Raw genomic sequence first — 26,453 nt, forward strand, 5'->3', positions numbered from 1 at the left:
CTCTAGACCGCTCATGGCTGAGCGAGGTGCGACGCACCCCCGGAGCACCTCGCTCAGCCCGTGCTGTACCCGCAACCTCCCGACGAAGGCGAGCACCCCGTGTGGTATCTCCTGCGCAAGCTTGGCTTGCTGCTCCTCACTGCGTGGGCCGCGATCACGCTGAACTTCCTGCTGCCGCGCCTCATGCCCGGCACCCCGGCTGACGCGGCCATCGCGAAGCTGGCGCAGAACGGCCCCGTGGACCCCGCGACCCGAGCAGCCATCGAGGCTCAGCTCGGCGTCCCGACCGGCGACGCCTGGTCGCAGTACATCCAGTACCTCGGCAACGTGTTCCGCCTCGACTTCGGGGTCTCGTACACGTTCTTCCCGCAGAACGTCTCGACGCTCATCATGAACGCGCTCCCCTGGACGCTCGTCATGGTCGGGCTCGTGACGATCATCGCCTTCATCGTCGGGACCCTGCTCGGTGTCCTCGCCGCCTGGAAGCGCGGGACGTGGCTCGACACCCTCCCCACCCTCGGTGGCACCTTCACCTCGGCGTTCCCGTACTTCTGGACCGCCCTGCTGCTCGTCTTCTTCCTCGGGTACCAGCTCAAGTGGTTCCCGACGTCGGGGGCCTACGGCCGCGAGTCGACGCCGAACCTCAGCCTCGCCTTCATCAACGACGCGATCGGTCACGCGTGGCTGCCCGCCCTGACGATCCTCATCACCTCTCTGGGTGGCTGGATCCTCGGGATGCGCAACAACATGATCAACACCCTCGGTGACGACTACGTGACCTTCGCCGAGGCGAACGGCCTGCGCAGCCGCACCGTCGCGATCAAGTACGCGGCCCGCAACGCGATCCTCCCGAACCTCACGGGCTTCGGCCTCGCGCTCGGTGGTGTGGTCGGCGGCTCGCTGCTCGTGGAGCAGGTGTTCAACTACCCCGGTGTCGGCTACCTGCTGTTCAACGCGGTCACGAACCAGGACTTCCCGCTCATGCAGGCGCTGTTCCTCATGATCACGATCAGCGTGCTGCTCGCGAACTTCCTGGTTGACATCTTGTACGGACTCTTGGATCCGAGGACCCGCCGATGACTGTTGCAGCGAACCTCCCGGAGCCCACGGGCTCGACACCTCCTCACGAGATGGAGCGTGACAGCACCGTCGCGCCCATCCCGCACGGACCGGCCTCACCCCTGAAGGTCCTGTCCCGCGGCGCCTCGACCATCTGGAGCAACAAGAAGGCCCGCATCGGCGTGGTCCTGCTGCTGCTCTTCGTCCTCATGGCGATCTTCGCGCCGCTCATCGCGCCCTACGGTGCGAGCGAGAACGGCTTCGGCCGCAACCAGGGCCCCTCGGGCAGCCACTGGTTCGGCACCACCGCAGCCGGTGAGGACGTCTTCTCGCAGGTCGTCTTCGGAGCCCGGATCTCGGTGCTCGTCGGTTTCATCGCCGGCTTCCTCTCGACCCTCATCGCCGTCGTGGTGGGGCTCTCGTGGGGCTACATCCGCGGACCGCTCGCCGACGTCATCAACTTCGTCGTCAACCTCGTGCTGGTCATCCCGGGCCTGCCGCTCATGATCGTCATCGCTGCGTACCTGCAGAACGGCGGCATGACGATGATCATCTTCGTGGTGGTCCTCACCGGCTGGGCCTACGGTGCCCGCGTGCTGCGGTCGCAGACCCAGTCGATCCGTGGACGCGACTTCATCACCGCGGCACAGTTCTCCGGCGACGGTGCGGCTCGCATCGTCTTCCGCGAGATCCTCCCGAACATGACGTCGCTCATCACCGGCAGCTTCTTCGGCGCGGCTACGTCGGCGATCCTCGCCGAGTCGGGCCTGTCGTTCCTCGGCATCGGCGACACGACGACTGTCAGCTGGGGTTCGATGCTCTTCTGGGCGTCGAACTCCAACGCGCTGCTCACCGGCCAGTGGGTGCTGCTCTTCGCACCCGGTCTGTGCATCGCGCTGCTCGCCACGTCGCTCACCCTCATCAACTTCGGGGTGGACGGACTGTCCAACCCCCGCCTACGGGAAGGATCGGGACGATGAGCCTCCTCGAGGTCCAGGACCTGTCGGTCGTCTACGAACCGCGCGGCGCAGAGCCGACCTACGCGGTCAAGAACGCGAGCTTCTCCCTCGAGCGCGGCGAGTTCGTCGGCCTCGTGGGGGAGTCGGGGTCGGGCAAGTCGACCCTCGGCTTCGCGGTCACCCGCCTCGCCAAGGCACCCGCGCGCATCTCCGAGGGAAAGATCCTCTTCGACGGCCGCGACATCGCCGGCATGGCCGAGGAGGAGCTGCGCACGCAGCGCCAGGGAGGCTTCGCGATGGTGCTGCAGTCGGGCATGAACGCGCTCAACCCCGTGCGCTCGATCCGCAAGCACTTCGGCGACATCTTCGCGGCCCACGGGCACGTCCCCAAGGCCAAGCGCCTGCAGCGCGCCTACGAGCTCGTCGAGAAGGTCGAGCTCCCGCGTACGGTCCTCGACCGCTTCCCCGGCGAGCTCTCGGGCGGCATGCGCCAGCGCGTGTCGATCGCGCTCGCGCTGTCCCTCGAGCCTCAGCTCATGGTCTTCGACGAGCCGACCACGGCCCTCGACGTCCTCGTGCAGCATGCGGTCATGGGCACCATCCGTGACCTGCAGAAGACCGAGAACTTCACGGCGCTGCTCATCAGCCACGACCTCGGCATCGTCCTCGAGTCGACGTCGCGCGTCATGGTGATGAGCGAGGGCGTGATCGTCGAGGACGGCACCTCGCAGCAGATCCTGCAGGCACCGAAGCACGAGTACACGCAGATGCTGCTCAGCCACTACGCCGACCCGCGCGCCGAGGTCGTCGAGGTCCCGGGCCTCGTCGTCCGTGGCGGGTCGATCGAGACCACCGGTACGAGCAGCGTCGCAGCAGCGCACGGTGCGACCCCGGCCCACGGTGCCACCGAGGGTGGTGCCGCCGCGCCGACCGCCGGTGGAGCCTCGGGCTCGCGTCGTCGTGCCGGCCGCGTGGCTGACAAGGCCGTCGTGGTCTCCGACGTGTCGAAGGTCTACCCGCCGCCGCGTCGCGGTCAGGACCCGGTCACCGCGGTGGACCACGTGTCCTTCACCCTCGAGCCCGGTCAGTCCATGGCCCTCGTGGGTGCGAGCGGCTCGGGCAAGTCCACCCTCGCCAAGCTCATCACGGGTGTCGAGCGTCCGACCTCGGGCGAGGTGCACTTCGGTGACGCCCGTGTCGACAAGCTGCGCCGCGGCGGTCTGAAGAACCTGCGCCGCGAGGTGCAGATGGTGTTCCAGGACCCGTACTCGGCGCTCAACCCGCTGCACTCGGTCGAGTACACGCTCATGCGCCCCGTCGTGAACTACACGGGTCTCAAGGGCACCGCGGCACGCACCCGCGTGCTCGAGCTCCTCGAGACCGTGGGTCTGACGCCCGTCGAGCAGTTCGCGGCGAAGCTCCCGCACCAGCTCTCGGGCGGGCAGCGTCAGCGTGTGGTCATCGCCCGCGCGCTCGCCTGCGACCCGCAGGTGATCATCGCCGACGAGCCCGTCTCCATGCTCGACGTGTCGCTGCGTGCCGGGGTGCTCGCGCTCCTCGACGACCTCCGGGCCACCTTCGGGGTCTCGATGCTGTACATCACGCACGACCTGCTCTCCGCGCGTCTGGTGACCGACCAGATCATGGTGCTCAACTCGGGCCGCGTGGTCGAGTCGGGCAACACCGCCCAGGTCCTCAGGTTCCCCGAGGACAGCTACACGATGGAGCTGCTGGACGCGATCCCGCAGCCCGCCCGGGCCGGCGAAGGACGCTGACCTCGTGACCGGGGCCGCGCGACGGGTGATCTGCTCCCCGCGCCGGCCCCGGCAGGCCGCAGCCGTCGTGCGGCGCTCCCGCCCGGCCCCCACGGGGGCGGGCGGGACCCGACAACAGCACAGACCTCAGGACTCGTGGATCTCACGAGCCCAGCACCGCCGTGCAGCGAGACGCCCTGGCGTGACCTGACGGCGACGGGTGAGGAGGCGGTCCGACCGCCCGTCCCACCCGACCCTGACCTCCCGCGGGGGCGACCCGACCTCGTCCTCGTGACTGCGGACACCGCAGCGACCGACCATCCCGAACCCGACCGAGGGACCCCCGCCGTGAACAGCTCTCCCGTCCACCCGTCCACCACGTCCGCCGTGCTCGAGGCGCCCAGCAGCCCGGTGACGCCGGTCGACGCCGAGCTGAGCAGCGGACCGACGCGCATCGCGCTGACGGCGACGGGCGACGTCCGCTCGATCCGCCACGGCGGGTCGACCCTCGTCAGCCAGTACAGCCCCTCGGACCACGACGCGATGATCGGCGGGGTGTTCCTGCGCCGCCACACCGACGGCTCCGTGCAGAGCGCACCGCTCGTCGGCGCCCGCTCGGCGAGCAGCTTCTCCGTGGTCGACGGCTCCGCCCGCTGGGCCGGCGAGGTCCTCGGCGCGGCCTACACGGTCTCCCTCGTGCTCGATCCCACGGGTGACCTCTGGGTCTGGCGCGTCGACCTCGCCTCCGTCGAAGCCGGTGCGGCCGGGACCTACGACGTGGTCGTCGCGCAGGACCTCGCCCTGGCGCCCGAGGGCATGTCGCTGAGCAGCGAGCCCTACGTGAGCCAGTACATCGTGCACCACGTGGTCGAGGGTTCGGCCGCAGGCTCCGTCCTCGCCAGCCGCCAGACCATGGCGACCGCCCCGGTCCTCCCGCTCGCCGTGAGCGCGATCGTCGAGGGTGCGCGTGCGCACCTGACCGACGGCTTCTCGCTCTACGGCCTCGACAGCAAGCTCGACGGGCACGCGCACGCCCTCGACACCGCCGAGTGGGACTCCCTCGTCTACCAGTACGAGCTCTCCATGCCGACGTTGCTCGGCCCAACGCTCGACCTGTCCGAGCCGCGCACCGTGCACGCTGTCACGGCCTTCGTGCCGGACTACCGCGGCGAGCTCGCCGACGCGATCGACGCCGTCCCGGGCCTCTTCGACCGCGCCGTCGAGGCTGCTGCCGCAGTGGTCGCCAGCGACGCCGCAGCCCCGGCCGTCCGCTCGCTCCTCGTCTCCGCCCCGCTGCTCGCCGGCCGGGACCTCACCGAGGACGAGCTCGTCGACCTCGGAGCCGGCTCGGTCCTCCAGCCGGAGCGTGCGTCCGACGGCTCGCTCCTCTCGTACTTCACGGCCGACGCCACCCACGTGGTGTCCCGCGCCAAGGAGCTCGCGGTCGAGCGTCCGCACGGCCACGTGGTCAAGGCCGGCACCGACGTCGCACCGAACGACAACATCCTCTCGGCGTCCTCCTACGTCTACGGTGTCTTCGCCTCGCACGTCGTCGTCGGCAACACCTCGGTGAACCGCTTCGTGTCGGTCCAGCGCAACCACCTCAACCTGCTCCGCTCGAGCGGTGTGCGCGCGCTGGTCAAGATCGACGGTGCCTGGAACCTGCTCGGCGTGCCGTCTGCGCTCGTCATGGACCTCGGCGGGCTCCGCTGGGTCTACGAGACCTCGGCCGGACGCATCGGCGTGCGCACCACGGCGAGCGCCGAGGGCCGTGTGCTCGAGGTCCGCGTCGACTCCGAGCAGCCTCTCGAGCTGCTCGTCACGGTCGACGTCGAGCTCGGTGACCACGCCTGGTCGGCCGAGCCCGCCCTCGACGGGCGCGCGCTCGTCTTCACGGCCGAGGCCGGGACCGACGTGCAGTCGCACTGCCCCGACCTCACCTACGTCCTCGCGAGCCCGACGGGCCGGATCGGCGACGACTCGGTGCTCTTCGCCGACGGCGAGGCGCGCCGCACCTCGGTCGTGACCGTGGCCTTCGAGGCTGCGACCTCGGCCTCGGTGGTCCTCACCGGTGACCTCGAGGGCCGCGCACCGGCCCTCGACGCCGCTGCGCGCACCCTCGCCGCCGCGCTCGACGTGCCCGCCGAGCTCGTGGCGCACCGCCGCTACATCGGTGACTTCACGCGCAACCTGCACGTCGAGGGCTCGGGACGCCTCGCCGAGGTCAACCTGCTGCTGCCGTGGTTCACGCAGAACGGGCTCATCCACTTCCTCGTGCCGCACGGCCTCGAGCAGTACTCGGGCGCCGCGTGGGGAACCCGCGACGTCTGCCAGGGACCGCTCGAGCTCAACCTGGCCTTCGGCCGATTCGACACCGCACGCGAGATCGTGCTGCGCGTCTTCGGCCACCAGGACCCCGACGGCACGCTCCCGCAGTGGTTCATGTTCGACGCCTACTCCGAGCGCTACTCCGACGAGGCGCACGGCGACGTCGTCGTCTGGCCGCTCATGGCCCTCGGCGAGTACCTGTCCGCGACGGGCGACACGTCGGTCCTCGACGTCGAGGTGCCCTTCTGGGACTCCTCTGCTCGTCGCGCCGGGACCGAGGCCGTCCCCGTCCTGGAGCACGTGCGTGCCTCGCTCGAGTACATCCGCACGCACCGCGCCCCCGGCACCCAGCTGCTCTCCTACGGTGAGGGCGACTGGGACGACACGCTCCAGCCCGCTCAGGAGTCGATGAAGGAGGAGATGGCGTCGGCGTGGACCGTCGCGCTCCTGTTCCAGGCGACGTCGACGCTGTCCGCTCTGCTGCGCGGCGGCTCGCACGACGCGCTGGCCGACGAGCTCCAGGCCGAGGCCGACGTCATCGCCGCCGAGTTCACCGACCGCCTGATGATCGACGACGTGCTCGCCGGCTACGTGGTCTTCGCCCCCGAGGGCCCGTGGCCCGTCATCCACCCGACCGACGACCGCACGGGTCTGCGGTACCGCCTCATCCCGATGACGCGCTCGATCATCGCGGGGTTGTTCACGCCCGAGCAGGTGCTGCGTCACGAGGCCCTCGTCGAGGACAACCTGCACTTCCCCGACGGCGTGCGTCTCATGGACCGCCCGGCACCGTTCCAGGACGGCATCACGAAGTACTTCCGTCGTGGGGAGCAGGCGGCGAACGTCGGTCGCGAGATCGGCCTCATGTACACCCACGCGCACGTCCGCTACACGCAGGCCCTCGCCGCCCTCGGGCGTGAGCGTCTGGTGACCGAGCTGCTGCGCATCAGCCCCGTCGGGCAGTTCGAGCGTCTCGACCACAGCGCCGCACGCCAGCGCAACTGCTTCTACTCCTCCTCGGACGCGGGCTTCACCGACCGCTACGACTTCGCGGAGAACTTCGACAAGCTCCGTGACGGCTCGGTCCAGGTCAAGGGCGGGTGGCGCGTGTACTCCTCGGGCCCAGGCATCTACCTGCGCCAGCTGGTGCACGGCGCGCTCGGCATCACCGAGCGCGCGGGTGGCGTCGTCTTCGACCCGGTCCTCGCGGCCGAGGACGACGGCACCGTGCTCGGTGTCGACCTGGCAGGCGTGCACCGCCGCGTGACCCTGCACGTGGTCGCCGGTGACGCACCGGTCCGTGTCGAGGTCGGTGGCGTCGCTGTCGAGGGCTCCGAGGTCCCCGCGCACTACCGCTCGGGCGGGCTCTTCGTCGCCTCGGAGCAGCTCACGGGCGACGTCGACGTCTACGTCGGCCTCGACCGCAGCACCCTCGCAGGCTGACGCACGACCGCAGCCTGACAGCACGACGACGGCCCGGTGGCCGCCTGCGCCCGAGGAGGGGACGTGCAGGTGACCACCGGGCCGTCGGTGTCTCTGGGCCGCGGTGCGCGGCTCAGAGGTACGGCTGCACGAGCGCTGCGTAGCGCTCGGCGACCGTCCGGATCACCACATCCCCTGCGGTGTCCCAGATCTGCTGGTTGAAGATCTCGACCTCGACGTCGCCCGCGTACCCCGTCGCGGACACCCACCGGGTGATCGTCGGGAAGTCGACGTAGCCGTCGCCCATGTACCCGCGGGAGAGCAGCGGGTCGGCCGCGAGAGGGAGCAGCCAGTCGCACACCTGGTACGACGCGATACGTCCCTCGGCGCCGGCCCGGGCGACCTGCGCCTCGAGATCCGGGTCCCACCACACGTGGTACGTGTCGACCACGACACCGACCACGTCGGCCGGGTGCGGTGCCGCCAGGTCGAGCGCCTGGCCGAGCGTCGAGACGACGGCGCGGTCTGCCGCGAACATCGGGTGCAGGGGCTCGAGCACGATGCGCACGCCGTGCTCGGCGGCGAAGGGCGCGAGGTCGCCGATGCGGTCGGCGACACGCTGGCGGGTCGCGACGATGTCGCGGCCGGCATCCCGTTCGGCGGTGTCCTGCGAGGTTCGCGCGGGCTCGCCCGGGCCGGGGTTCGCGCCCAGGCCGCCGACGACGAAGACGAGCTCGCTGGTCCCGACGGTCGCCGCCTCGACGATCGCGGCCTTGTTGTCCTCGAGGGCCGAGGCGATCCCCGCGTCGTCGGAGGCCGTGAGGAATCCGCCCCGGCACAGCGACGAGACGCGCAGACCGGCGTCGGCGACGACCTTCGCGGCCTTGTCGGCTCCGATCTCCTGGACCCTGTCCCGCCACAGCCCGACAGCTCCGTAGCCGGCGCGCGCCGCACCGTCGACGGCCTCGGTCAGGGTGAGCAGCTTGGTGGTCGCGGTGTTGAGGGAGAGCCTGGACAGGTCTGCGCCGGAGGTCATCGTCGAGTCCGTTCGAGAGGGCTGCGGGCACCCCAGTTCGGAATGCGCTTTCCGGAGAGCCTAGTGAGGTGGGCGAGTGGGGTCAAGGCGTCGATGCTCGTGGTCGCGCGCCGCGCCTCCCCTGACGGGAGCGTGCTGCCGTCGTCCCGGTCCCGGTCCCGGTCCCGGTCCCGGTCCCGGTCCCGGTCCCGGCCCCGGCCCCGGCCACGGCCACGGGTATCGATGGCGACCGAGCGCCTGCCGCTCCCGGCCTCCGCGGGGTGGGTCGGGCTCGGAGGGGCATCCGTCCGGTGCTCCCGGCGGAGGCCCGGAGAAGGGCGATGGAAAGCGCTTGCCCAAACTGTCGATCTCTGAGAGCATCGACGGCACGTGAGCGTCTCCGCGCGCTCAGACCTGACGACGGGCGACGGTGCCCGCACAGACCGGAGGACGCATGACCCAGGTTGCTCTTGTCACCGGCGGGAACCGCGGGATCGGGCTCGGCATCACCCGCCGGCTCCTTGCTGACGGCTACGCCGTCGCGATCCTCGCGACCCGGCCCGAGCCCACCGAGCTGCTCGACGAGCTCCGGTCGAGCGGACCCGACGGTGGCCCGGCCGAGGTGCTCTACGTCCAGGGCTCTGTCGCCGAGGTAGCCGACCACGCGCGCTTCGTCGACGCCGCGCTCGAGGCGTGGGGGCGCATCGACCTGCTCGTCAACAACGCGGGTGTGGCCCCGACGGTCCGGGCGGACCTGCTCGAGGCCGAGCCCGAGAGCTTCGACAGGGTGCTCGGCATCAACCTGCGAGGTCCGTACTTCCTCACCCAGCGTGTTGCCAACGCGATGATCGCCGGGCGCGGTGAGGCCACAGGTGTCGACCGTCCTGTCGGGACGATCATCAACGTCTCCTCGATCTCCGCGACGGCGGTGTCGACCAACCGCGGGGAGTACTGCGTGTCGAAGGCCGGCGTCTCGATGGGGACGCAGCTCTTCGCCGTGCGCCTGGCACCCGAGGGGATCGTCGTCTACGAGGTGCGCCCGGGTGTCATCGAGAGCGACATGACCGCGGGGGTGCAGGAGAAGTACGACAAGCTCTTCGCCGACGGCCTCGCCCCGATGCCGCGCTGGGGACGTCCGAGCGACGTGGCCGGCGCAGTCGCCGTCCTCGCCTCGGGGCAGACCCCGTACTCGACAGGCGAGGTGTTCCACGTCGACGGCGGGCAGCACATCCCGCGCCTCTGACGCGACCTGCCGCCCCCATCCCATCTCTCTCGGACCGCCGAGACCGTCCTGCCAGGAGTCACCGTGACAGCCCCCGCCACACCTGAGACGACCGGAACGACCAGCCCTGCGGCCTCGCGCGAGGCCGGTGACCACTCGGTCAACGCGACCTTCGACGTCGAGACCGTGCGCGTGGCCGGGTACGACGTGCCCGTCGTGAGCGCCAACACGGTGATCGTCGGGACCGGCTCGGCAGGGTTCTGCGCCGCTGACCGGCTGTGGGAATTCGGCCAGGAGGACGTGGTCATGGTGGCCGACAAGGTCAACGCCGGCTCGTCGCGCAACGCCGGGTCGGACAAGCAGACGTACTACAAGATGACGCTCTCGGGCGGAGACGGCGACTCGGTCCGCGAGATGGCCGAGACGCTGTTCTCGGGCGGCGCGATGGACGGCGACAACGCGCTCTGCGAGGCTGCGCTCTCCGCCCGCGGGTTCCTCAGGCTCTGCGAGCTCGGGGTGCCGTTCCCGCAGAACCGATACGGCGAGTTCATCGGCTACAAGACCGACCACGACCCGCGACGCCGGGCGACCTCGGTCGGCCCGTACACGTCAAGGTCGATGGTCGAGCAGCTCGAGAAGAAGGTGCACCGCAACGGGACGCGGATCTACGACCAGTGCCGGGTGGTGGATGTCGTCACGCGCGACATGGTGGGTGCAGCGGGTGCAGCGGGTGCAGCTAGTGCAGCGGGTGCTGCCGATGCGGCCGGCGCCGGACCGGCCGCGGTCACGGACGGCGCGCCCGACAGTGCGACGAGCGAGGTCGTAGGCCTCCTGTGCCTGCGGACCGACGTGGTGCACGACGGCACAGAGAGCCCCTTCGTGCTGTTCCGGGCCCGCAACCTCGTCTACGCGACGGGCGGGCCTGCCGGTATGTACGCGACCTCGGTGTTCCCCAACGGTCAGTGGGGTGCGTCGGGTGCCGCCTACAGGGCCGGGGTCCACGGCAAGAACCTCACCGAGTGGCAGTTCGGCCTCGCGTCGACCAAGCCGCGCTGGAACGTCTCCGGCACGTACATGCAGGTGATGCCGCGCTTCGTCTCGACCGACGCCGACGGCGGGGACGAGCGCGAGTTCCTCAGCGAGACGGTCCCCGACTACGGGCGTCAGCTGTCGATGATCTTCCTCAAGGGCTACCAGTGGCCCTTCGACATCCGCAAGGCCCTCGACGGCTCGTCGCTCATCGACCTGCTCGTCTACCAGGAGACTGTGCTGCGCGGTCGCAAGGTCTACCTCGACTTCACACGCAACCCCGTGCAGGCCGAGCTCGACGCGTCGAAGATCTCGCCCGAGGCCCACGCCTACCTCGAGCGGGGTGGTGCGTTGTTCGGTACGCCGATCGAGCGGCTCAAGCACATGAACATGCCGTCCTACGAGCTGTACCTCGGCAAGAACCCCTACGTGGACCTCGAGAAGGACTGGCTCGAGGTGGACGTGTGCGCCCAGCACAACAACGGCGGACTGGTCGTCGACGCGTGGTGGCAGTCGAACGTCGCCGGGTTCTTCCCGGTGGGCGAGGCCGGCGGGGCGCACGGGATCTACAGGCCTGGTGGCGCGGCGCTCAACTCCGGTCAGGTGGGGGCGACGCGGGCTGCGCAGTTCATCGCCGTGCGCCGGACCGAGGAGCCCGTCGACCTCGTGTCCTTCCGGGACGTCGCGGCGCCGCTCGTCGAGTCCGCCGCAGCCCTGGTGGCACGGGCTGCGGGTCGTGCCGCGGCGGGGGAGCCTGACAACACCGGCGAGCTGCTGCGCGCGACGAGCGCCCTGATGAGCGAGAAGGCCGGGCCGGTCCGTTCGGCTCAGTCGATCACCGAGGCGCTGGCCCAGGTGACGGCGTGGCTCGCCGCCTACGACGACCTCGTGGTCGCCGACCCGTCCAGCCGCCGGTCGGTCAACCGGACCTTCCTGGTGCGTGACATCCTCACCACGCAGTACGTGTACCTCTCGGCGATGGCCGACTACGTGGACCACGGCGGGCGCAGCCGTGGGTCGGTGCTGTACACCGACGCGTCGGGTCACCTGCCTCAGGTGGGCTTCGGCGACGACCCGCAGGCCGAGCTCGACCTTCCGGAGATCTTCAGGTTCGCCCTCGACGGCGGTGCCCTCGACGGCGTGGTCCAGGAGGCGTCGTGGACGGGGACGGAGAGCGCATACCGCGGGGGAGCGGGTGAAGTCCTGGGCACCGCCGAGGAGGTCGGGTCGGAGCAGGAGGGGTTGCGTGCCGCAGAATCCCGCCGCAGGGCTGGGACCTGCGACTTCACGTGGCGACCGGTGCGTCCGATCCCTGAGGACGACGACTTCTTCGAGAACGTGTGGCGCAGCTACCGTGAGAACAGGAACATCGTCTGACGCACGCTCGTCGACGACACAGACCACGACGGCTCAGGGCTCCGCAGGGGGAGGACTGGGCCGTCGTGCTGTCTGGTGACGGGATCAGCTGGTCATGACGGCGCTGCCGTTCTTGCGTGCGCGCACCTCGGAGGCCCTCACGGTGAGACGGGCCACCACCAGCAGCGCGCAGAGCAGGACCGCCTCGATGAGCAGCGCACCTGCGCGGCCTGACGTCGCAGAGTCGCGGGTCGCGTCGATCAACCCCGAGCCTGGGACCAGGCGGACCAGGGGCCTGAGGGCAGAGGGATAGGCGACGGCTGGCAGCAGGGCTGTGCTGAGGAGCGGCATCAGCAACGCGTAGGCGGTCGCCAGGACGTGAGGGTCGCGCAGCGAGAGGCCAGCGGCGAGGATCAGCAGCCCTGTGACAGAGCCTGCCAGGGCTGCGACGACCAGGAATCCGAGGTGCCACCCCACGTCAGGGAGCTCGTGGGTCGCGGCTGCGACGACGAGCGACGTCGTCGTGCCGACCGCCATGCCTGTGGCCGAGGTCACTGCTCCCCTGCCGAGCCACAGGGCTGACGAGGCCAGCCCTCCCGAGGACAGGAGAGAGTCGACCGCCCCGAGGCGCCTGTCTGTCATCCCGAGGTCGACCATCAGTGCCGATGCCGTCGTCACCGCGACCATCACGGCGCACCTGTAGGCCACCGCCGCACCGGCCTCACCGCCGGCTGACGAGCTCATGGCGGTCAGGAAGATCACGCTCAGCACCGGGGTCGCGAGGCAGACGACCAGAGCCGTCGACCAGGTCGCGAAGGCCGTCAGGCTCTGCCGGGCGACGGTTGCGCTGGATGCGAGCAGGGTCGTCCAGACCGTGACGGTGTCAGACCTGGGGCCGTTCACAGCAGGGCCAGCGTCCCGCGCGACCGGGCTCGGTCCAGTGCGTCCCGGAACCCGAGTCGTGCGACGAGCAGCCAGAAGACCGTCGCGCACGCCGACAGCCCCAGCCAGACGAGACTCGGGTCTGCGTCGTCGAGCAGAGCCCTGACTGTGGCGACGGGGCCCGTGAGCGGGCTGAGCACCGAGAGCCATCGGAGGTAGACGGGCGACGAGTCGAGGCTCGTCACGATCCCGGACACCATCCACACCGGGATGACGAGGAGGGCCTCGTAGACGATGGCGTGCCGTGTCAGCACGAAGAAGACGGCGATGGTCAGTGCGGCCGCGACGCACCCCACAGCGAAGAGCGCGACCGAGAGCAGCATCAGCAGCGAGGTCGACCACCCGACCTGTCCACCGCAGACGAGGACGGCGAGGGCTGCCACCGGGAAGCACAGGAGTCCGGAGCAGGCCGTCGAGGCCACGAGGGGGACGAAGATGCGAGCGGCCCCGTGCGGCGAGACGGCCAGGAGGGGGAGCGTCCCCTGGAACCGCTGGAAGCCGATCATCCCCGCGGACATCGTGGTCAGCGACCACATCCCTGCCGCGCCAGCCTCGAACCAGACCTGGTCGCCGAGCGGTGCGTCGAGCCCGTAGGCGACGAGTGCCTTGACCGCGACGAAGCTCACGGGAGTGACGACGATCAGCTGGACGAAGAACGAGTTGCGGAGCATCTGACGGCTGTGGAAGCCCACCATGAGCGCGGCGTCCCGGCTCATGACGCTGCGTCGATCAGGCTGTCTGGCGCGCCGCCGGTCCCCGAGCGGCCTCGGTCGGCGAGCAGCGCCAGGTAGCACTCCTCCAGCCCAGCGGCCTGCGTCTTCTCGCCGCGCACGAGGAACGGCAGGTGGGCTGATCCTGGCACAGCACCCGAGCGCCAGGCGACGACGACCTCGGTCATGAGCCCCCGGGCATGGACGTCGACAGAACGCACTCCTGGGGACGAGAGGAGCTGGCTGCGGTAGGACTCCGCCCAGTCGTCGATCAGGTACGACGAGACCTCACCGATCCCTGCTGCCGCCCCGATCGCCTGTGCGTCGCCCTGAGCCAGCGTCCGTCCGCCGGCGATGACGACGATCGTGTCGGCGAGGAGCTCAACCTCACGCATCGAATGGCTCGTCAGCAGGGCCGAGGTCCCCTCTGCCACGAGCTGCCGCACCAACGAGCGGACCTCGACGGCGACCTCTGGATCGAGGCCGATGGTCGGCTCGTCGAGCAGGAGCAGCGCTGGCCGAGTCAAGATCGCCCGCGCGATGTGCAGTCTCTGGACCATCCCGCGCGAGAAGGTCTCGACGCGGGACCGAGCCCGGTCGGCGAGCCCGACCTGGTCGAGCACGTCGCTCAGAGCCCGCCGGGTGATCCGGGCTCCTTGCACTGCTGCGAAGAACCTGAGGTTCTCCTGCGCCGATGCGCGGAGGTAGAAGCCCCGCTCACCGCCCAGCACGAGACCGATGTTCTGGCGAGCGGCGCGGGTGTCTCGGACGACATCGTGCCCGAGGACAGAGATGCTCCCCGACGTCGGCAGCAGGAGCGTCGAGCACATGCGGACCGTCGTGGTCTTGCCGGCGCCGTTGGGGCCGATGAGGGCGCAGACCTGACCGGCAGGAACAGAGAGGTCGAGTCCGTCGACCGCGCGTCGCCGCTCTCTACCCCTCGAGAACTCGCGCACCAGAGAGCGGCAGGAGAGGACATCAGGTGCTGTCACCGGGCCTCCTCCAGCAGGCGGAGCCCCAGCTGGTTCGGCCCGGAGGTGCGATCGTCGGTGCTGGCGAGCTCTGCCGTGATCGATACCAGGCTCATGTCTTCACCGTTCTTCGGTAGCCCTCGGGCGAACTTCCGAACGGTAGCACCAAGGGGGCGAAACCGGCAAGACTGGCCTGTGGGATCTTTTGCGTATACCTAGGGTTGGCCGCGGGTGTCGCTGGAGAGTGGGGCGTCGTGCTGCCCCGGGGGCAAGGGTCTTGCGCTGCGGCCCTCGAGGGGGGTTGCCACGGCCGCACGGCCCCATTAGATTATCGACATCAATAATATCGATCTCGATAACAGGGGGCATCATGGTGGGACGCGCGGGCTCGACGGGTCGTGACGGAGACGGTGGGACCGTGCTCCTCGGGTGGGTCGGAGAAGCACAGCTCCCGGAGGAGCCGGCGTCGCGCACGAGCACTTCGGTGCGGTGGATCGCAGGAGCGGTGGGGGTCGTCACCGTGCTGGCCGTGGCGCAGCTCCTCATCGAAGCGCTCACGGTGCTGCTTGCCCGTCAGGCTGCTCCGTACGAGTCGTCTTTCGGTTCCAGGGTCCACGCCACGGAGCTGCCGCAGCTCCTCGAGCTGACGAAGAACGGTGGTCGAAACCCCGTCTACCTCGACGAGCTCCCGACGACGCTCCGCGTGATCGCGGCGGCGCCTGTGCTCGTCCATGGCGCGACGATCCTGGTCGCCGGGGTCCTGGTCGTCGGTCTCGTCCTGGCCGTCACCCGCGGGCGGAGGTCGTGGACGTCAGCTCGGCCGATGCTCACGCTGCTCGGACCTGTGCTGCTCGCAGGTGGTCTGCTCGTCGGCCTCGGCGACACCGTCGCGGTCCGCCTGGTGTCGACCGCAGTCTTCGAGGTGCCGGGGATCATCTCTGTCGACGGCTTCCGCCTGGCCGGCCCGCAGTGGCCGTGGACGATGATCGCCGCCGGTCTTGTCGTCCTCGTGCTGCGGCTGGTGTTCCGCGAAGGTGCTCGACTCCAGGACGAGGTCGACAGTGTCGTCTGAGTCGTCTGACGTCGTGGTCTGCAGGCTCGACGAGATCCTCGCCGAGCGCGGGATGACGCTGACCGAGCTCTCCAGGCGGACCGGGATCACGATGGCGAACCTGTCGGTGCTCAAGACGAACAAGGCCAGGGCGGTGAGGTTCACGACGGTCGCGGCTCTCTGTGCCGCTCTGGGTGTGGGGCCGGGGGACCTGTTCGTCCTGCGCGCCGAGGCCTCGCGGAGCGATGTCATGGCTCCCTGACCTGCGCGCGGGCCGGGTGTGCAGCAGGTCACACCCCCGGTGACAACCCGGTCCTCGTCCGGGGTGCGATCCTGAGGGTAGCCTTACCAAATGACCTCCCGATCGGTGGTCGGCACCTCGACGTCTTCCGGAAGGCACCCCGTGTCCGTCTCCTCAGCACGCCCCACCTCGCGCCTGCGGCGCACTCTCGTCGCGGCGGCGACCGCGACCGCGGTGCTCGCCCTGGCAGCCTGCGGCTCGGACGACTCCGCGGACGACGCGACGGGTGACAGCAGCTCGGCGCCCGCCGCCGAGGCTGGCGCCTTCCCGGTCACCATCACCGGAGCCCTCGGTGAGACGACCATCGACGAGGCTCCCGAGCGCGTGGTCACCCTCGGGTGGGGTTCCTCGGACATCGCCCTGTCGCTCGGCGTCGTGCCCGTCGGCATCGAGACCGACGCGTGGGCCGGTGACGAGGACGGCTACCAGCCGTGGTTCCGCGACGCCGTCGAGGAGCAGGGCGCTGAGCTGCCCACCACCATCGAGATGTACCCCGAGCTGGACGTCGAGGCTGTCATCGCCCTCGAGCCCGACCTGATCCTCGCGCCGCAGTCCGGCCTGGACCAGGCGACCTTCGACCAGCTGTCGGAGTTCACGAACGTCGTCGCGTACCCCGAGGGCCCGTGGATCACGCCCCTCGACGAGCAGGTCGAGATCGCCGCGACGGCCCTCGGTGTCCCCGACGCCGCGCAGCCGCTCCTCGACGAGGTCGACACGACCCTTGCCGACGCCGCGGCAGAGCACCCGGAGTTCGCCGACGTCAGTGTCGCCTACGTCGCCTCGCAGGAGCTCGGCACCCTCGCCGCCTACGTGCCCGGCGACCCGCGCGTCGACATGCTCACAGGGCTCGGCTTCCAGCTCGCGCCCTCTGTCGCCGACCTGACCGCCCCCGAGGGCCTGTTCACCGCAGACATCGGCCTCGAGAACTCTGACGTGCTCTCCGACGTCGACGTCCTCTTCACGTGGTTCAACGACGAGACCGAGCAGGCCGCGACCGAGGCCCAGCCCCTCTTCGCCTCGATCCCCGCCTTCGCGTCGGGCGCCTACGTCCCGATGGTCGACCGCCAGCTCGGCATGGCCGTGACAGTCTCCACGCCGCTGAGCGTGCCGTGGGCCATCGACAAGTACGTCCCGATGATCTCCGAGGCCGTCGCCAAGGTCGGGTGATGACCACGCACGTCGACGCACCCGAGCAGGACCGGACGGTCACGTCCGGTCCTGCTCGGCGCTGGGGGCTGGGCGCCGGGCTGGTCCTCGCGGTCGCCCTCGCGGCGCTCGTCGCCGGGCTGAGCCTGGCCGTCGGCAGCAACCAGCTGCCCCTCGGGACCGTGTGGCGCGGGCTCTTCGCGCCCGACGACTCCTTCGAGGCGACGGTCATCGCGTCCCGTGTGCCGCGCACGGTCCTCGGGCTGCTCGTCGGGGCGGCCCTCGCCGTGTCCGGTGCGCTCATGCAGGGCATCACCCGCAACCCGCTCGCCGACCCCGGTCTGCTCGGCGTCAACACCGGGGCGTCGGCCGCGATCGTGGCGGGCAGCGTGGTCTTCGGCACCCTCGGGAGCCGCAGCATCTACTTCGCGCTCCCCGGGGCCTTCGCCGTCGCGGTCCTCGTCTACACGATCGGGTCGGGGCGCTCTGGTCCCACACCGGTGCGGCTCGTGCTGGCCGGCGCAGCTGTCGGAGCCGTCCTGTCGGCGGCGATCCAGGCGGTGACGCTGACCAATCCCGAGGTCTTCGACAGCTACAGGTTCTGGGTCGTCGGTTCGCTCGCGGGACGCCCGGCGTCGACCGTCGACATGGTGTGGCCGATCATCGTCGTCGGTCTGGTCGCCGGTCTCCTGCTGGGCCGCCCGCTCAACACTCTCGCGCTCGGAGACGAGACGGCGCAGGCCCTCGGCGGCAACGCCGGCCGGACGCGACTGCTCGGTGCGCTCGTCGCGACGCTGCTCGCCGGCGCGGCGACGGCGGCCGTCGGGCCGATCGCCTTCGTCGGGTTGGCGGTGCCGCACATCGTCCGGAGCATCACCGGCTCGGACTACCGCTGGCTCGTCGCCTACTGCGTCGCCCTCGGACCTGTCCTGCTGCTCGGCGCTGACGTGATCGGCCGGGTGGTGGCACGACCCGCCGAGCTCATGGTCGGTGTCGTCACGGCCTTCGTCGGTGCGCCCTTCTTGTACGTCGCGGTCCGTCGCTCGGGGAGCGGGCTGTGACCCGCCCGACGACCGTCGCCGAGGCGGTCGCAGAAGACGCTGCCGCAGGTGGTCGTGCCCCGCGCGCTCTGCGCCCCCGGATCGAGGACGGTCATGTCCGCGTGCTCGGTGCGGCCCTTCCGTGGAACGCCCGTGCGACGCTCGTCGTCACGGTGGCCCTGGTCCTCGTCCTGGTCTCTCTCGTCCTGTCGCTCACCCTCGGTCGGCTCGGCATCGCTCTCGCCGACCTCCCCGCGGTGCTGCGCGGCGAGGGCAGCAAGACCGAGCACTTCGTGGTGTTCACCAACCGGCTCCCGCGGGCTGTCGTCGGCATCTGCGCGGGCGCTGCCCTCGGGATCTCCGGCGCGATCTTCCAGAGCGTCACGCGCAACCCTCTCGGCAGCCCTGACATCATCGGCCTCAACGCCGGGGCGGCCGCCGGGGCCGCCGCGGTGACCCTGGTCTGGCCCGGGCTGCTGCCCGCACCCGTCGGTGCGCTCCTGGGTGGGGCCGTCGCCGTGGTGCTCGTGCTGCTCGGGGCAGGGCGTGGCGTGCAGGCGCCGCTGCGGATGGTCGTCATCGGGATCGGGGTGGGCGCCATGTCGCTCGCCTTCGTGCAGTTCGCGATCACCCGCACACGCCGCGAGCAGGCACAGGAGATGGCGGCGTGGCTCAACGGCTCGCTCAACGCACGCAGCTGGGAGCACGTGACGATCATCGCTGTCGCGCTCGTGGTGCTGGGACTCGCGGCGCTCGCCCTGAGCCGCGGGCTGCAGCACGTCGAGATGGGCGACGACGCGGCCGTCGCCCTCGGTGTCCCGGCCCGGCGGGTCAGGCTGCTGGCCGTCGCGGTCGGTGTCGGTCTGGCCGCAGCGGCCGTCGTCGTCTGCGGTCCCGTCGCCTTCGTCGCGCTCGTCGCCCCGCAGGTCGCCCGCCGGGTGACCGGGTCGACGGGGCCAGGGATGGTCGCGGCAGGCGCGACCGGTGCTCTGCTGCTCGTCGGCGCCGACCTCGTCGCCGTGCACCAGCCGTGGTTCGGCTCGCTCCCTGTAGGCGTGCTCACCGCAGGGATCGGCGGTCTGTACCTCGCCGTCCTGCTCACCCGTGAATGGAGACGTGGAACGCTGTGACCCCCACCGAGAACCTCGAGCCGCGCGAGGCTGCCGTACCGCCCGTGCGGGGGACCGGCCTGCGCCTGGCCTACGACCAGCGGGTCGTGGTCGACGGGCTCGACGTCGAGATCCCGGCGGGCTCTTTCACGGTGATCGTCGGGCCGAACGGCTGCGGCAAGTCGACCCTGCTGCGTGCCCTCGGCCGGACGCTCACCCCGCGGGCCGGCGAGGTCGAGCTCTACGGGACTCCTCTCGCGTCCCTCGGCAACAAGCAGATCGCCCGGATGCTCGCGCTGCTGCCGCAGACCCCCATCGCACCCGAGGCGATCACCGTCCGCGACCTCGTGGGTCGCGGGCGCTACGCCTACCAGACCCTGCTGCGCCAGTGGTCGGCCTCCGACGGCGTCGCCGTCCGTGCGGCCATGGAGGCGACGGGGACCACGGACCTCGCCGACCGCAAGGTGTCCGAGCTCTCGGGCGGGCAGCGTCAGCGCGTGTGGATCGCGATGGTCCTCGCTCAGGACACCGACCTGTTGCTGCTCGACGAGCCGACGACCTTCCTCGACATCGCGCACCAGGTAGACGTCCTCGAGCTGTGCGCCCAGATGCACCGTGAGGGCCGGACCCTCGTGGCGGTCTTGCACGACCTCAACTTCGCGGCCCGCTACGCGACGCACATGATCGCCATGCGCGACGGCGAGATCGTCGCGACGGGGACACCGCACGAGGTGGTCACCGCCGAGGGTGTCGAAGAGATCTTCGGGCTGCGGTGCCGCATCATCACCGACCCGGAGAGCGAGACGCCTCTCGTCGTCCCGCTGGTGACGCGCTAGGTGCTCTCTGGTTCGGACGGCGCACGGAGATAGGCCGCCACGGCGTCCCGCACGAGGGTCGAGAGGTCCCAGCCTTCCTTCGCTGCCCGGTCCCGGGCGGCGACGTCGAGACGCAGCGGTGCTCGGACGTGCCAGACGGGGGAGCAGGCCCCTGGTGCCGTGCGTGGGTCGAGCGGGGGCCGGCCGCGGCGGACGGACCGGCCCGTAGCTGCACCGTCTGTCGAGGCTCCAGGTGCGTGCTCTCCGGCGAGGCTGGTGTGATCGATGCTCATGCTGCGTCTCCTCTTCGCACAGGTGTCCTGGGTGAGGGACGGGAGCCCGACCCGGACAGCTCCTCACGGTAGCGCACCATTGTCGCGAAGGTCATTCTCGCCCGACTCGTCGCACTCTGGGCTCGTGCGACAGGAGATGGATGGTCTGACGCGCGAAGGCGCCCCGCTGGTCGCGGGGCGCCTCAGGGACGAGCTGGTCAAACGGTGACCGTCGTGACGTGAACCGTGCGTCGTGTCAGAGCGAGATGACCGGCACGTCGAGGGTCCGGCGCTCGGCGGACGACCGCAGGCCGAGCTCGGCGAGCTGAACACCGCGCGCCGCAGAGAGCAGGCCGAAACGGTGCTCGCGTCCGGCGACCACGTCGCGCAGGAACTCTTCCCACTGGGCCTTGAAGCCGTTGTCGAGGTCGGCGTTGGCGGGCACCTCGAGCCACTGGTCGCGGAAGGACTCGGTGACAGGCAGGTCCGGGTTCCACACGGGCTTCGGGGTGTGCGCTCGCTGCTGGGCGACGCACTTGTTGAGCCCGGCGACGGCCGACCCGTGGGTGCCGTCGATCTGGAACTCGACGAGCTCGTCGCGGTAGACGCGGACCGCCCACGAAGAGTTGATCTGGCCGACGACAGGGTCGCCGTCAGGCGTCTCGAGCTCGAAGATCCCGTAAGCGGCGTCGTCGGCCGTCGCGGTGTACTCGGTGCCCGTCTCGTCCCAACGGGTCGGGATGTGCGTGACGGTGGTCGCGTTGACCGACTTCACGGTGCCGATGATGCCCTCGAGGACGTAGTTCCAGTGGCAGAACATGTCGGTGGTCATGCCGCCGCCGTCTTCCTTGCGGTAGTTCCACGACGGGCGCTGCGCAGCCTGGATGTCGCCCTCGAACACCCAGTAGCCGAACTCGCCGCGGATCGACAAGATCCGTCCGAAGAAGCCCTCGTCGACGAGGCGGCGCAGCTTGACGAGCCCCGGCAGGTAGAGCTTGTCGTGCACGACGCCTGCGGTGATGCCCGCCTCCTGCGCGATGCTCGCGAGCTCGACGGCCTCGTCGAGGGTCTCGGCCGTCGGCTTCTCGGTGAAGATGTGCTTGCCGGCCTTCATGGCCTTCTTGAGGGTCTCGGCACGCAGGCTCGTCATCGAGGCGTCGAAGACGACGTCGACAGTCGGGTCGGCGATCGCGCCGTCGAGGTCGGTGGTCCAGTGCTCGACGCCGTGCAGCTCGGCGAGCTCGGAGACCTTGGCCTCGTTGCGACCGATGAGGATCGGCTCGACCTGCACCTTGGTGCCGTCTTCGAGGGTGAAGCCGCCCTGGTCGCGGATCGGCAGGATCGAGCGGAGCAGGTGCTGGCGGTATCCCATGCGGCCGGTGATGCCGTTCATGGCGATGCGGAGCGTGCGGGTGGTCATCAAAGGTCTCCGGGTGGGTCGACGCGGCGGTGGTCCAGCGGCGTCGTCGCCGCTGCGGCCGTGGCAAGAACTGCAACGGAATGCGCTTTCCAGCGTATGGAAAAGGGTTGCCGTCGTCAAGGGTGGAGAAGCGAGGTGCGGCTTCGGGTTTCAGCCCGAGGCTCGGGCTACTTGATGATCTGGACGTCGACCGGGTAGGAGGTGGCTCGGCGCTGGTTGACGGCCTGGAAGTTGGTGTAACCGAGGTAGATCGACAGGACCCACAGGGCCAACCAGGTGAGGTAGCCGATCAGCACGATCATCAAGACGTAGGAGACGACGTACCCGACGGTGACGACCAGCTGGAAGTTGAGCGCGCGCTTCGACTCGGCGGAGACGTAGCCGCTGCGGTCCTTGAAGACGAGCCAGATGATCAGCGGGGCCAAGAACCCCAGGACACCGCCGAGCAGGTGGCTCAGCCCGGCCCACTGCTGAGCCTCGGCGTCGGTCAGCGGGACCGGGGGTGGTCCTGCGGGCGGAGGGGGAGTCTGCGGGGGGTAGTCGCTCATCGTCGTACCTCTCTCCGGGCGCCTGGGGCGCCTGGTCGCGGCTGACGCTGCCCGCTCTCGGATCGTAGCGCCGTGGTTCTCGCCGCGACCAGGGGTGGTGCCCGCGCGGGCCACGACGTCGCACAGAGGACGACGAGGTCGTCCAGACACGCCATACAGCCCTGGATCGAGCCAGGGCTGGCGTGTCCGTACGACCTCGTCGGTGTTCGTGCGACCTCGGGGAGCTTCCTCCGACGTCGCGCACGATGGTGCGACCTCGCGGGCCGAGGGGGGGCGGCCCGCGAGGTCAGCTGTGTGGCGGCACGGGTGCGCTCTCGCGCGACCGTCCCACCGAGGGGGTCAGCCCTGCTGCGCCACGCGGCGCAGGACGACGACGCCGCCTGCGTCGATCTTCACCGAGCCGTCGTGCACGTCGCCGGTGAGCAGGTCCGTCCCCGACGCCTCGACTGTCGTCGCGTCGTCCGTGTGGTTGATCGCGAAGAGGAACTCGACGTCGTCAGCCCCTCGGCGCACCACGAGCTCGACACCCGCGTCGGCCTGGGCGATCGCGGTGACGCCGGCCTCGGCGAGCAGCACGTCGACGAGCTCGCCGCGGGCCGCGTCGGACAGGTCTGTCGTGACGTACCAGGCGGCACCGGTGCCACGAGCAGCGCGCGAGATCGCGGGCCATCCGACGCTCGGGCCGTCGACGTACGTCGCACGGGCCTCGGCGTCGACGAGCGCGACGGGCTCGGACCAGCCGGACGCCTCGGCGGACGGCCCGCCGACGACGTCGCCGTCGAGGTGGATCGTGTCACCGGGGAGCACGGGCGCGAACTCTTCGACGCGGACGCCGAGCAGGTCGCGGAACGCACCCGGGTACCCACCGAGGTGGATGTGGTCGTCCTGGTCCGCGATCCCGGAGAAGTACGTGACCACGACGGTGCCGCCAGCCTCGGCGAAGGCCGTCAGGCGGGAGACGAGGGAGTCGTCGGCGAGGTACAGGTGCGGGACGACCACGAGCCTGTAGCCCGAGAGGTCGGCGTGCGCGGGCACGACGGCCGTGCCGACCTGCTTCTCCCACAGCGAGCGGTACCAGGACAGCACGCGGCGGCGGTACTGGAACTCGTTGTTGGGGTGCGAGTCGATCTCGGTGGCCCACCAGGACTCGTAGTCGAACAGCACGGCGGTCTGCGCCTGGACCGTCGACCCGGCGATCTCGCCGAGGGAGACGAGGTCCGCGCCGAGGGAGACGACGCCGCGCCACAGGGCGGAGTCGGTCCCGGCGTGGGGGACCATCGCGGAGTGGAACTTCTCGGCCCCGGCCTGGGACTGGCGCCACTGGAAGAAGCAGACAGCGTCGGCGCCGTGGGCGACGTGCGAGAGCGAGTTGCGGCGCATCTGGCCCGGGCGCTTCTGCAGGTTGACGTGCTGCCAGTTGACGGCCGACGTCGAGTGCTCCATGAGCATCCACGGCTCGCCGCCGGCGATGCCGTGCGTGAGGTCCGCGGAGAAGGACAGCTCGATGTGCGAGACGGGGTCGGCCGAGGTGATGTAGTGGTCGTTCGACACGAGGTCGACGTCGCCGGCCCACGAGGTGTAGTCCATCGCCTTGGTGTCGCCCATGACCATGAAGTTGGTGGTGACGGGCACGTCCGGCGTGATGCGGGTGAGGACCTCGCGCTCGGCGCGCAGCTGCTCGCGCAGCTGGTAGGAGGAGAAGCGCGCGAAGTCGAGCTGCTGCGTCGGGTTGACGAAGGCCGTCGAGCGGCGCGGCGGGAGGATCTGGTCCCAGGCCGTGTAGCGCTGCGCCCAGAAGTCGGTGCCCCACGCGCGGTTGAGCTCGTCGAGCGTGGAGTAGCGAGCCTCGAGCCAGCCGCGGAAGGCGATGGCGGCGACGTCGGAGTAGTCCAGGACGTTGTGGCAGCCGAGCTCGTTCGACACGTGCCACATGGCCAGGGCCGGGTGCGAGCCGTAGCGCTCGGCCATCTTCTCGACGAGGGCGAGCGAGTACTCGCGGTACACCGGTGAGCTCGGGCTCCAGGACTGCCGCGACCCGTGGTAGAGCGTGTGGCCGTCGACGTCGACGGGCAAGATCTCCGGGTGCAGCGTGGTCAGCCACGCGGGCGTCGAGGCCGTCGCCGTCGCGAGGTCCACGGCGATCCCGTGGCTGTGCATGATGTCCAGGACGTCGTCGAGCCACTCGAAGTCCCACTGGTCGGGGGCCGGCTGGAGCCGCGCCCACGAGAAGATCGCGACGGAGACGAGGTTGACCCCGGCCTCCTGCATGAGGCGGGCGTCTTCGAGCCAGACCTCGCGGGGCCACTGCTCAGGGTTGTAGTCGCCGCCGTAGGCGAGAGGTCCGCGCGCTGTGGGAGCAGCGTCGGCGAGGGGCTCGGGCCAGCGGATCCAACGGGAAGCCATGTGATCAGTCCTGTGCGTGAGAAGGGTGGTGCGACGACGCGAGGCGCCAGTCGGTCGAGCTGTGGTGCGGGGACCGGGTCTGGGGGACCCGGGGAGACGACGACGGTCGGGGCTCGGCGCAGGCCGTGCCCCGACCGTCGTCTCGGTGGTGCTTACTTCAGCGTGAAGCCCTGGCTCGAGCCGTACGACGTGGCCGACTCCTGCCAGGTCGCCAGACCCGGTGCGAGGTCGGTCTTGGCGCCGAGAGCCTGACCTGCGGTGTCACCGAAGATCGAGTTCGCGTAGACCTGGAAGGGCAGGTACTGCCATCCGGACGAGACAGCCTTGGACGACTCGACGAAGACCTCGTTGATCTTCTGGTTGCCGAAGAACGGGTCCTCGAAGCCGAGGAAGGTCTCGTCAGCCATGATCTCGGTCGTCGCGGGGAACAGACCGGCGTCGACCTGAGACTGCACGGCCTCGATGTCGGTCGTGAGCCAGCGGGAGAACGCGAGGGCCGCAGCCTGGTTGTCGCCCTGCTTGAGGACGGAGACACCCGAGCCACCGTTCTCGGCGTTCATCGGGGTGCCGGCCTCGTAGGTCGGCATCGGGGCTGCGCGCCACATGCCGGAGGTGTCCGGCATGTTGGTGCGGATCGAGCCCGGAGCCCAGGCGCCGGTCAGCCACATCGCGTACTTGCCGTCGGAGAAGGAGCGCCAGAAGGCGTCGTTCCAGCCCGGGGCCACGTCGATGAGGTCTTCCTGGATGAGGGTGTCGAAGGTCTCGGTGAACTTCGTGGTGCCCTCGTCGGTGAAGTCGATGCCGACAGTGGTGCCGTCGACGCTGAAGGGGCGTCCGCCGGCCTGCCAGATGAGCGAGTCGACGCCGCCGGCGTCACCCGGGTCGATCGAGGTGATGTAGTTGTCAGGGTTGTCGGCCTTGATGGCGCGGGCCACCTCGGTGAACTCGTCCCACGTCTCGGGGACCTCGAGGCCGAGCTTCTCGAGGATGTCGGCGCGGTAGAACATCACCTGGGGGCCGGTGTCCTGCGGGAAGCCGTACTGGTCGCCGCTCACGGAGACCTGGTCCCAGGCGGAGCCCGCGAACTTGGGCTCGAGGTCGGACAGGCCGACGTCGCTCAGCGAGACCACTGCGTCGCTCAGGGCGAACTGGGGGAGGGCGAAGTACTCGATCTGCGCGACGTCGGGGGCACCGGTGCCGGCCTTCACAGCGTTCTGCAGCTTGGTGTACTGGTCGGCCGACTGGCCGGCGTTGGTCAGCGTCACCTGGATGTTCGGGTGCTTCTCGTTCCAGAGGTCGACCGTCGGCTGCAGGTTCGGGACCCAGGACCAGAACTCGAGGGTGACCTCTTCGTCGGACTCGAGCGCTGCGTCGACGTCGGCTGCGGTGATGTCGGTCGAACCGGCACCTTCGCCGGAGTCGTCGCCGCCGCCGCAGGCCGCGAGGCCGAAGGTCAGCGCGAGCGCTGCCGTGACCCCGATCGTCCGCGTGAGGCGGGTCGTGTGGTTCTTCATGATCTCTCCTTGGGTACTTCGTCGTATGCGCCAGGGCGCAGGAGGGGGAAAGCCGGTGGTGGTAGAG

The 26,453-nt window shown here is 70.2% G+C and carries 21 protein-coding genes; 12 read left to right on the forward strand and 9 right to left on the reverse strand.

Annotated features, from left to right (window positions below):
- Nucleotides 1–99 precede the first annotated feature (99 nt).
- The 4 genes from SANBI_RS03140 (at nucleotide 100) to SANBI_RS03155 (ending at nucleotide 7,543) form a co-directional block, all read left to right on the forward strand.
- Nucleotides 100–1,080 (forward strand): ABC transporter permease, encoded by a 981-nt coding sequence (locus SANBI_RS03140; RefSeq protein WP_056136493.1) that lies wholly within the window; start codon nucleotides 100–102, stop codon nucleotides 1,078–1,080.
- The gene (locus SANBI_RS03145; protein WP_319158849.1) at nucleotides 1,077–2,039 is read left to right on the forward strand and encodes an ABC transporter permease; all 963 of its coding nucleotides are present in this window, start codon (nucleotides 1,077–1,079) and stop codon (nucleotides 2,037–2,039) included. The genes SANBI_RS03140 and SANBI_RS03145 overlap by 4 nt, the downstream gene beginning before the upstream one ends.
- Nucleotides 2,036–3,793 carry an ABC transporter ATP-binding protein gene (locus SANBI_RS03150; protein ID WP_056136176.1) on the forward strand — a complete coding sequence of 586 codons (1,758 nt, stop codon included), beginning with the start codon at nucleotides 2,036–2,038 and terminating at the stop codon, nucleotides 3,791–3,793. The genes SANBI_RS03145 and SANBI_RS03150 overlap by 4 nt, the downstream gene beginning before the upstream one ends.
- 327 nt (nucleotides 3,794–4,120) lie before the next feature.
- A complete protein-coding gene (locus tag SANBI_RS03155) occupies nucleotides 4,121–7,543 on the forward strand; it encodes a hypothetical protein (protein WP_319158852.1) in 3,423 nt (1,140 codons plus the stop codon).
- A gap of 112 nt (nucleotides 7,544–7,655) precedes the next feature.
- On the opposite strand, the gene SANBI_RS03160 is transcribed toward SANBI_RS03155, so the two are convergent.
- Entirely contained in the window at nucleotides 7,656–8,558 is a 903-nt protein-coding gene (locus SANBI_RS03160) for a sugar phosphate isomerase/epimerase family protein (RefSeq protein ID WP_319158853.1), read from the reverse strand.
- A 433-nt stretch (nucleotides 8,559–8,991) separates the two neighbouring features.
- On the opposite strand from SANBI_RS03160, the gene SANBI_RS03165 reads away from it, so the two are divergent.
- Complete coding sequence (locus tag SANBI_RS03165) at nucleotides 8,992–9,780, forward strand: 3-ketoacyl-ACP reductase (RefSeq protein ID WP_319158855.1); 789 nt, start codon at nucleotides 8,992–8,994, stop codon at nucleotides 9,778–9,780.
- 63 nt (nucleotides 9,781–9,843) lie between these two features.
- Nucleotides 9,844–12,165 carry an FAD-binding protein gene (locus SANBI_RS03170; protein ID WP_319158858.1) on the forward strand — a complete coding sequence of 774 codons (2,322 nt, stop codon included), beginning with the start codon at nucleotides 9,844–9,846 and terminating at the stop codon, nucleotides 12,163–12,165.
- 84 nt (nucleotides 12,166–12,249) lie between these two features.
- Here the strand turns inward: SANBI_RS03170 and SANBI_RS03175 are convergent, their stop codons facing one another.
- The 3 genes from SANBI_RS03175 to SANBI_RS03185 are packed head-to-tail and all read right to left on the reverse strand — an operon-like array spanning nucleotide 12,250 to nucleotide 14,788.
- Nucleotides 12,250–13,047, reverse strand: coding sequence for an ABC transporter permease (locus SANBI_RS03175; RefSeq protein ID WP_319158860.1), 798 nt, complete (start codon nucleotides 13,045–13,047; stop codon nucleotides 12,250–12,252).
- Complete coding sequence (locus SANBI_RS03180) at nucleotides 13,044–13,802, reverse strand: ABC transporter permease (protein WP_319158862.1); 759 nt, start codon at nucleotides 13,800–13,802, stop codon at nucleotides 13,044–13,046. The genes SANBI_RS03175 and SANBI_RS03180 overlap by 4 nt, the downstream gene beginning before the upstream one ends.
- Nucleotides 13,799–14,788 (reverse strand): ABC transporter ATP-binding protein, encoded by a 990-nt coding sequence (locus SANBI_RS03185; RefSeq protein WP_319158864.1) that lies wholly within the window; start codon nucleotides 14,786–14,788, stop codon nucleotides 13,799–13,801. The genes SANBI_RS03180 and SANBI_RS03185 overlap by 4 nt, the downstream gene beginning before the upstream one ends.
- Nucleotides 14,789–15,137: 349 nt before the next feature.
- Here SANBI_RS03185 and SANBI_RS03190 point away from each other — a divergent pair, with 349 nt between their 5' ends.
- From SANBI_RS03190 to SANBI_RS03215, 6 genes are all read left to right on the forward strand, one after another.
- Nucleotides 15,138–15,839, forward strand: a complete 702-nt coding sequence (locus SANBI_RS03190; RefSeq protein ID WP_319158866.1) for a hypothetical protein — start codon at nucleotides 15,138–15,140, stop codon at nucleotides 15,837–15,839.
- A complete protein-coding gene (locus tag SANBI_RS03195) occupies nucleotides 15,829–16,080 on the forward strand; it encodes a helix-turn-helix domain-containing protein (protein ID WP_319158869.1) in 252 nt (83 codons plus the stop codon). The genes SANBI_RS03190 and SANBI_RS03195 overlap by 11 nt, the downstream gene beginning before the upstream one ends.
- A gap of 90 nt (nucleotides 16,081–16,170) precedes the next feature.
- Nucleotides 16,171–17,286: an iron-siderophore ABC transporter substrate-binding protein gene (locus SANBI_RS03200; protein ID WP_319158872.1), complete on the forward strand. Its 1,116-nt coding sequence runs from the start codon at nucleotides 16,171–16,173 to the stop codon at nucleotides 17,284–17,286.
- Nucleotides 17,286–18,326 carry a FecCD family ABC transporter permease gene (locus tag SANBI_RS03205; RefSeq protein WP_056136195.1) on the forward strand — a complete coding sequence of 347 codons (1,041 nt, stop codon included), beginning with the start codon at nucleotides 17,286–17,288 and terminating at the stop codon, nucleotides 18,324–18,326. The genes SANBI_RS03200 and SANBI_RS03205 overlap by 1 nt, the downstream gene beginning before the upstream one ends.
- On the forward strand, nucleotides 18,323–19,435 hold the full coding sequence (locus tag SANBI_RS03210; protein WP_179913469.1) for a FecCD family ABC transporter permease: 1,113 nt from the start codon (nucleotides 18,323–18,325) through the stop codon (nucleotides 19,433–19,435). Before SANBI_RS03205 ends, SANBI_RS03210 begins: the two co-directional genes overlap by 4 nt.
- The gene (locus tag SANBI_RS03215; RefSeq protein ID WP_408669732.1) at nucleotides 19,414–20,250 is read left to right on the forward strand and encodes an ABC transporter ATP-binding protein; all 837 of its coding nucleotides are present in this window, start codon (nucleotides 19,414–19,416) and stop codon (nucleotides 20,248–20,250) included. Before SANBI_RS03210 ends, SANBI_RS03215 begins: the two co-directional genes overlap by 22 nt.
- On the opposite strand, the gene SANBI_RS03220 is transcribed toward SANBI_RS03215, so the two are convergent.
- From SANBI_RS03220 to SANBI_RS03240, 5 genes are all read right to left on the reverse strand, one after another.
- Nucleotides 20,247–20,522, reverse strand: a complete 276-nt coding sequence (locus SANBI_RS03220) for a hypothetical protein (protein ID WP_319158878.1) — start codon at nucleotides 20,520–20,522, stop codon at nucleotides 20,247–20,249. The genes SANBI_RS03215 and SANBI_RS03220 overlap by 4 nt on opposite strands.
- Before the next feature lie 235 nt (nucleotides 20,523–20,757).
- Nucleotides 20,758–21,921 carry a Gfo/Idh/MocA family protein gene (locus SANBI_RS03225; protein ID WP_319158880.1) on the reverse strand — a complete coding sequence of 388 codons (1,164 nt, stop codon included), beginning with the start codon at nucleotides 21,919–21,921 and terminating at the stop codon, nucleotides 20,758–20,760.
- Nucleotides 21,922–22,088: 167 nt separating this feature from the next.
- Entirely contained in the window at nucleotides 22,089–22,469 is a 381-nt protein-coding gene (locus tag SANBI_RS03230; protein WP_319158881.1) for a DUF4870 domain-containing protein, read from the reverse strand.
- Nucleotides 22,470–22,808: 339 nt separating this feature from the next.
- A complete protein-coding gene (locus tag SANBI_RS03235) occupies nucleotides 22,809–24,872 on the reverse strand; it encodes a beta-galactosidase (protein ID WP_319158883.1) in 2,064 nt (687 codons plus the stop codon).
- 152 nt (nucleotides 24,873–25,024) lie between these two features.
- Nucleotides 25,025–26,386 carry an ABC transporter substrate-binding protein gene (locus SANBI_RS03240; protein WP_319158884.1) on the reverse strand — a complete coding sequence of 454 codons (1,362 nt, stop codon included), beginning with the start codon at nucleotides 26,384–26,386 and terminating at the stop codon, nucleotides 25,025–25,027.
- Nucleotides 26,387–26,453: the final 67 nt, after the last annotated feature.

Origin of the sequence: Sanguibacter biliveldensis (assembly GCF_033798665.1) — a bacterium.
GTDB classification, from domain to species: domain Bacteria; phylum Actinomycetota; class Actinomycetes; order Actinomycetales; family Cellulomonadaceae; genus Sanguibacter; species Sanguibacter inulinus.

What these genes read in the sequence shown, in the direction of transcription:
- SANBI_RS03205 (WP_056136195.1), top strand. Translation starts at nt 17,286, where the DNA reads ATGACCACGCACGTCGACGCACCCGAGCAGGACCGGACGGTCACGTCC.
- SANBI_RS03200 (WP_319158872.1), top strand. Translation starts at nt 16,171, where the DNA reads ATGACCTCCCGATCGGTGGTCGGCACCTCGACGTCTTCCGGAAGGCAC.
- SANBI_RS03160 (WP_319158853.1), bottom strand. Translation starts at nt 8,558, where the DNA reads ATGACCTCCGGCGCAGACCTGTCCAGGCTCTCCCTCAACACCGCGACC.
- SANBI_RS03240 (WP_319158884.1), bottom strand. Translation starts at nt 26,386, where the DNA reads ATGAAGAACCACACGACCCGCCTCACGCGGACGATCGGGGTCACGGCA.
- SANBI_RS03230 (WP_319158881.1), bottom strand. Translation starts at nt 22,469, where the DNA reads ATGAGCGACTACCCCCCGCAGACTCCCCCTCCGCCCGCAGGACCACCC.
- SANBI_RS03145 (WP_319158849.1), top strand. Translation starts at nt 1,077, where the DNA reads ATGACTGTTGCAGCGAACCTCCCGGAGCCCACGGGCTCGACACCTCCT.
- SANBI_RS03180 (WP_319158862.1), bottom strand. Translation starts at nt 13,802, where the DNA reads ATGAGCCGGGACGCCGCGCTCATGGTGGGCTTCCACAGCCGTCAGATG.
- SANBI_RS03215 (WP_408669732.1), top strand. Translation starts at nt 19,414, where the DNA reads ATGGAGACGTGGAACGCTGTGACCCCCACCGAGAACCTCGAGCCGCGC.
- SANBI_RS03220 (WP_319158878.1), bottom strand. Translation starts at nt 20,522, where the DNA reads ATGAGCATCGATCACACCAGCCTCGCCGGAGAGCACGCACCTGGAGCC.
- SANBI_RS03190 (WP_319158866.1), top strand. Translation starts at nt 15,138, where the DNA reads ATGGTGGGACGCGCGGGCTCGACGGGTCGTGACGGAGACGGTGGGACC.
- SANBI_RS03165 (WP_319158855.1), top strand. Translation starts at nt 8,992, where the DNA reads ATGACCCAGGTTGCTCTTGTCACCGGCGGGAACCGCGGGATCGGGCTC.
- SANBI_RS03150 (WP_056136176.1), top strand. Translation starts at nt 2,036, where the DNA reads ATGAGCCTCCTCGAGGTCCAGGACCTGTCGGTCGTCTACGAACCGCGC.
- SANBI_RS03235 (WP_319158883.1), bottom strand. Translation starts at nt 24,872, where the DNA reads ATGGCTTCCCGTTGGATCCGCTGGCCCGAGCCCCTCGCCGACGCTGCT.
- SANBI_RS03225 (WP_319158880.1), bottom strand. Translation starts at nt 21,921, where the DNA reads ATGACCACCCGCACGCTCCGCATCGCCATGAACGGCATCACCGGCCGC.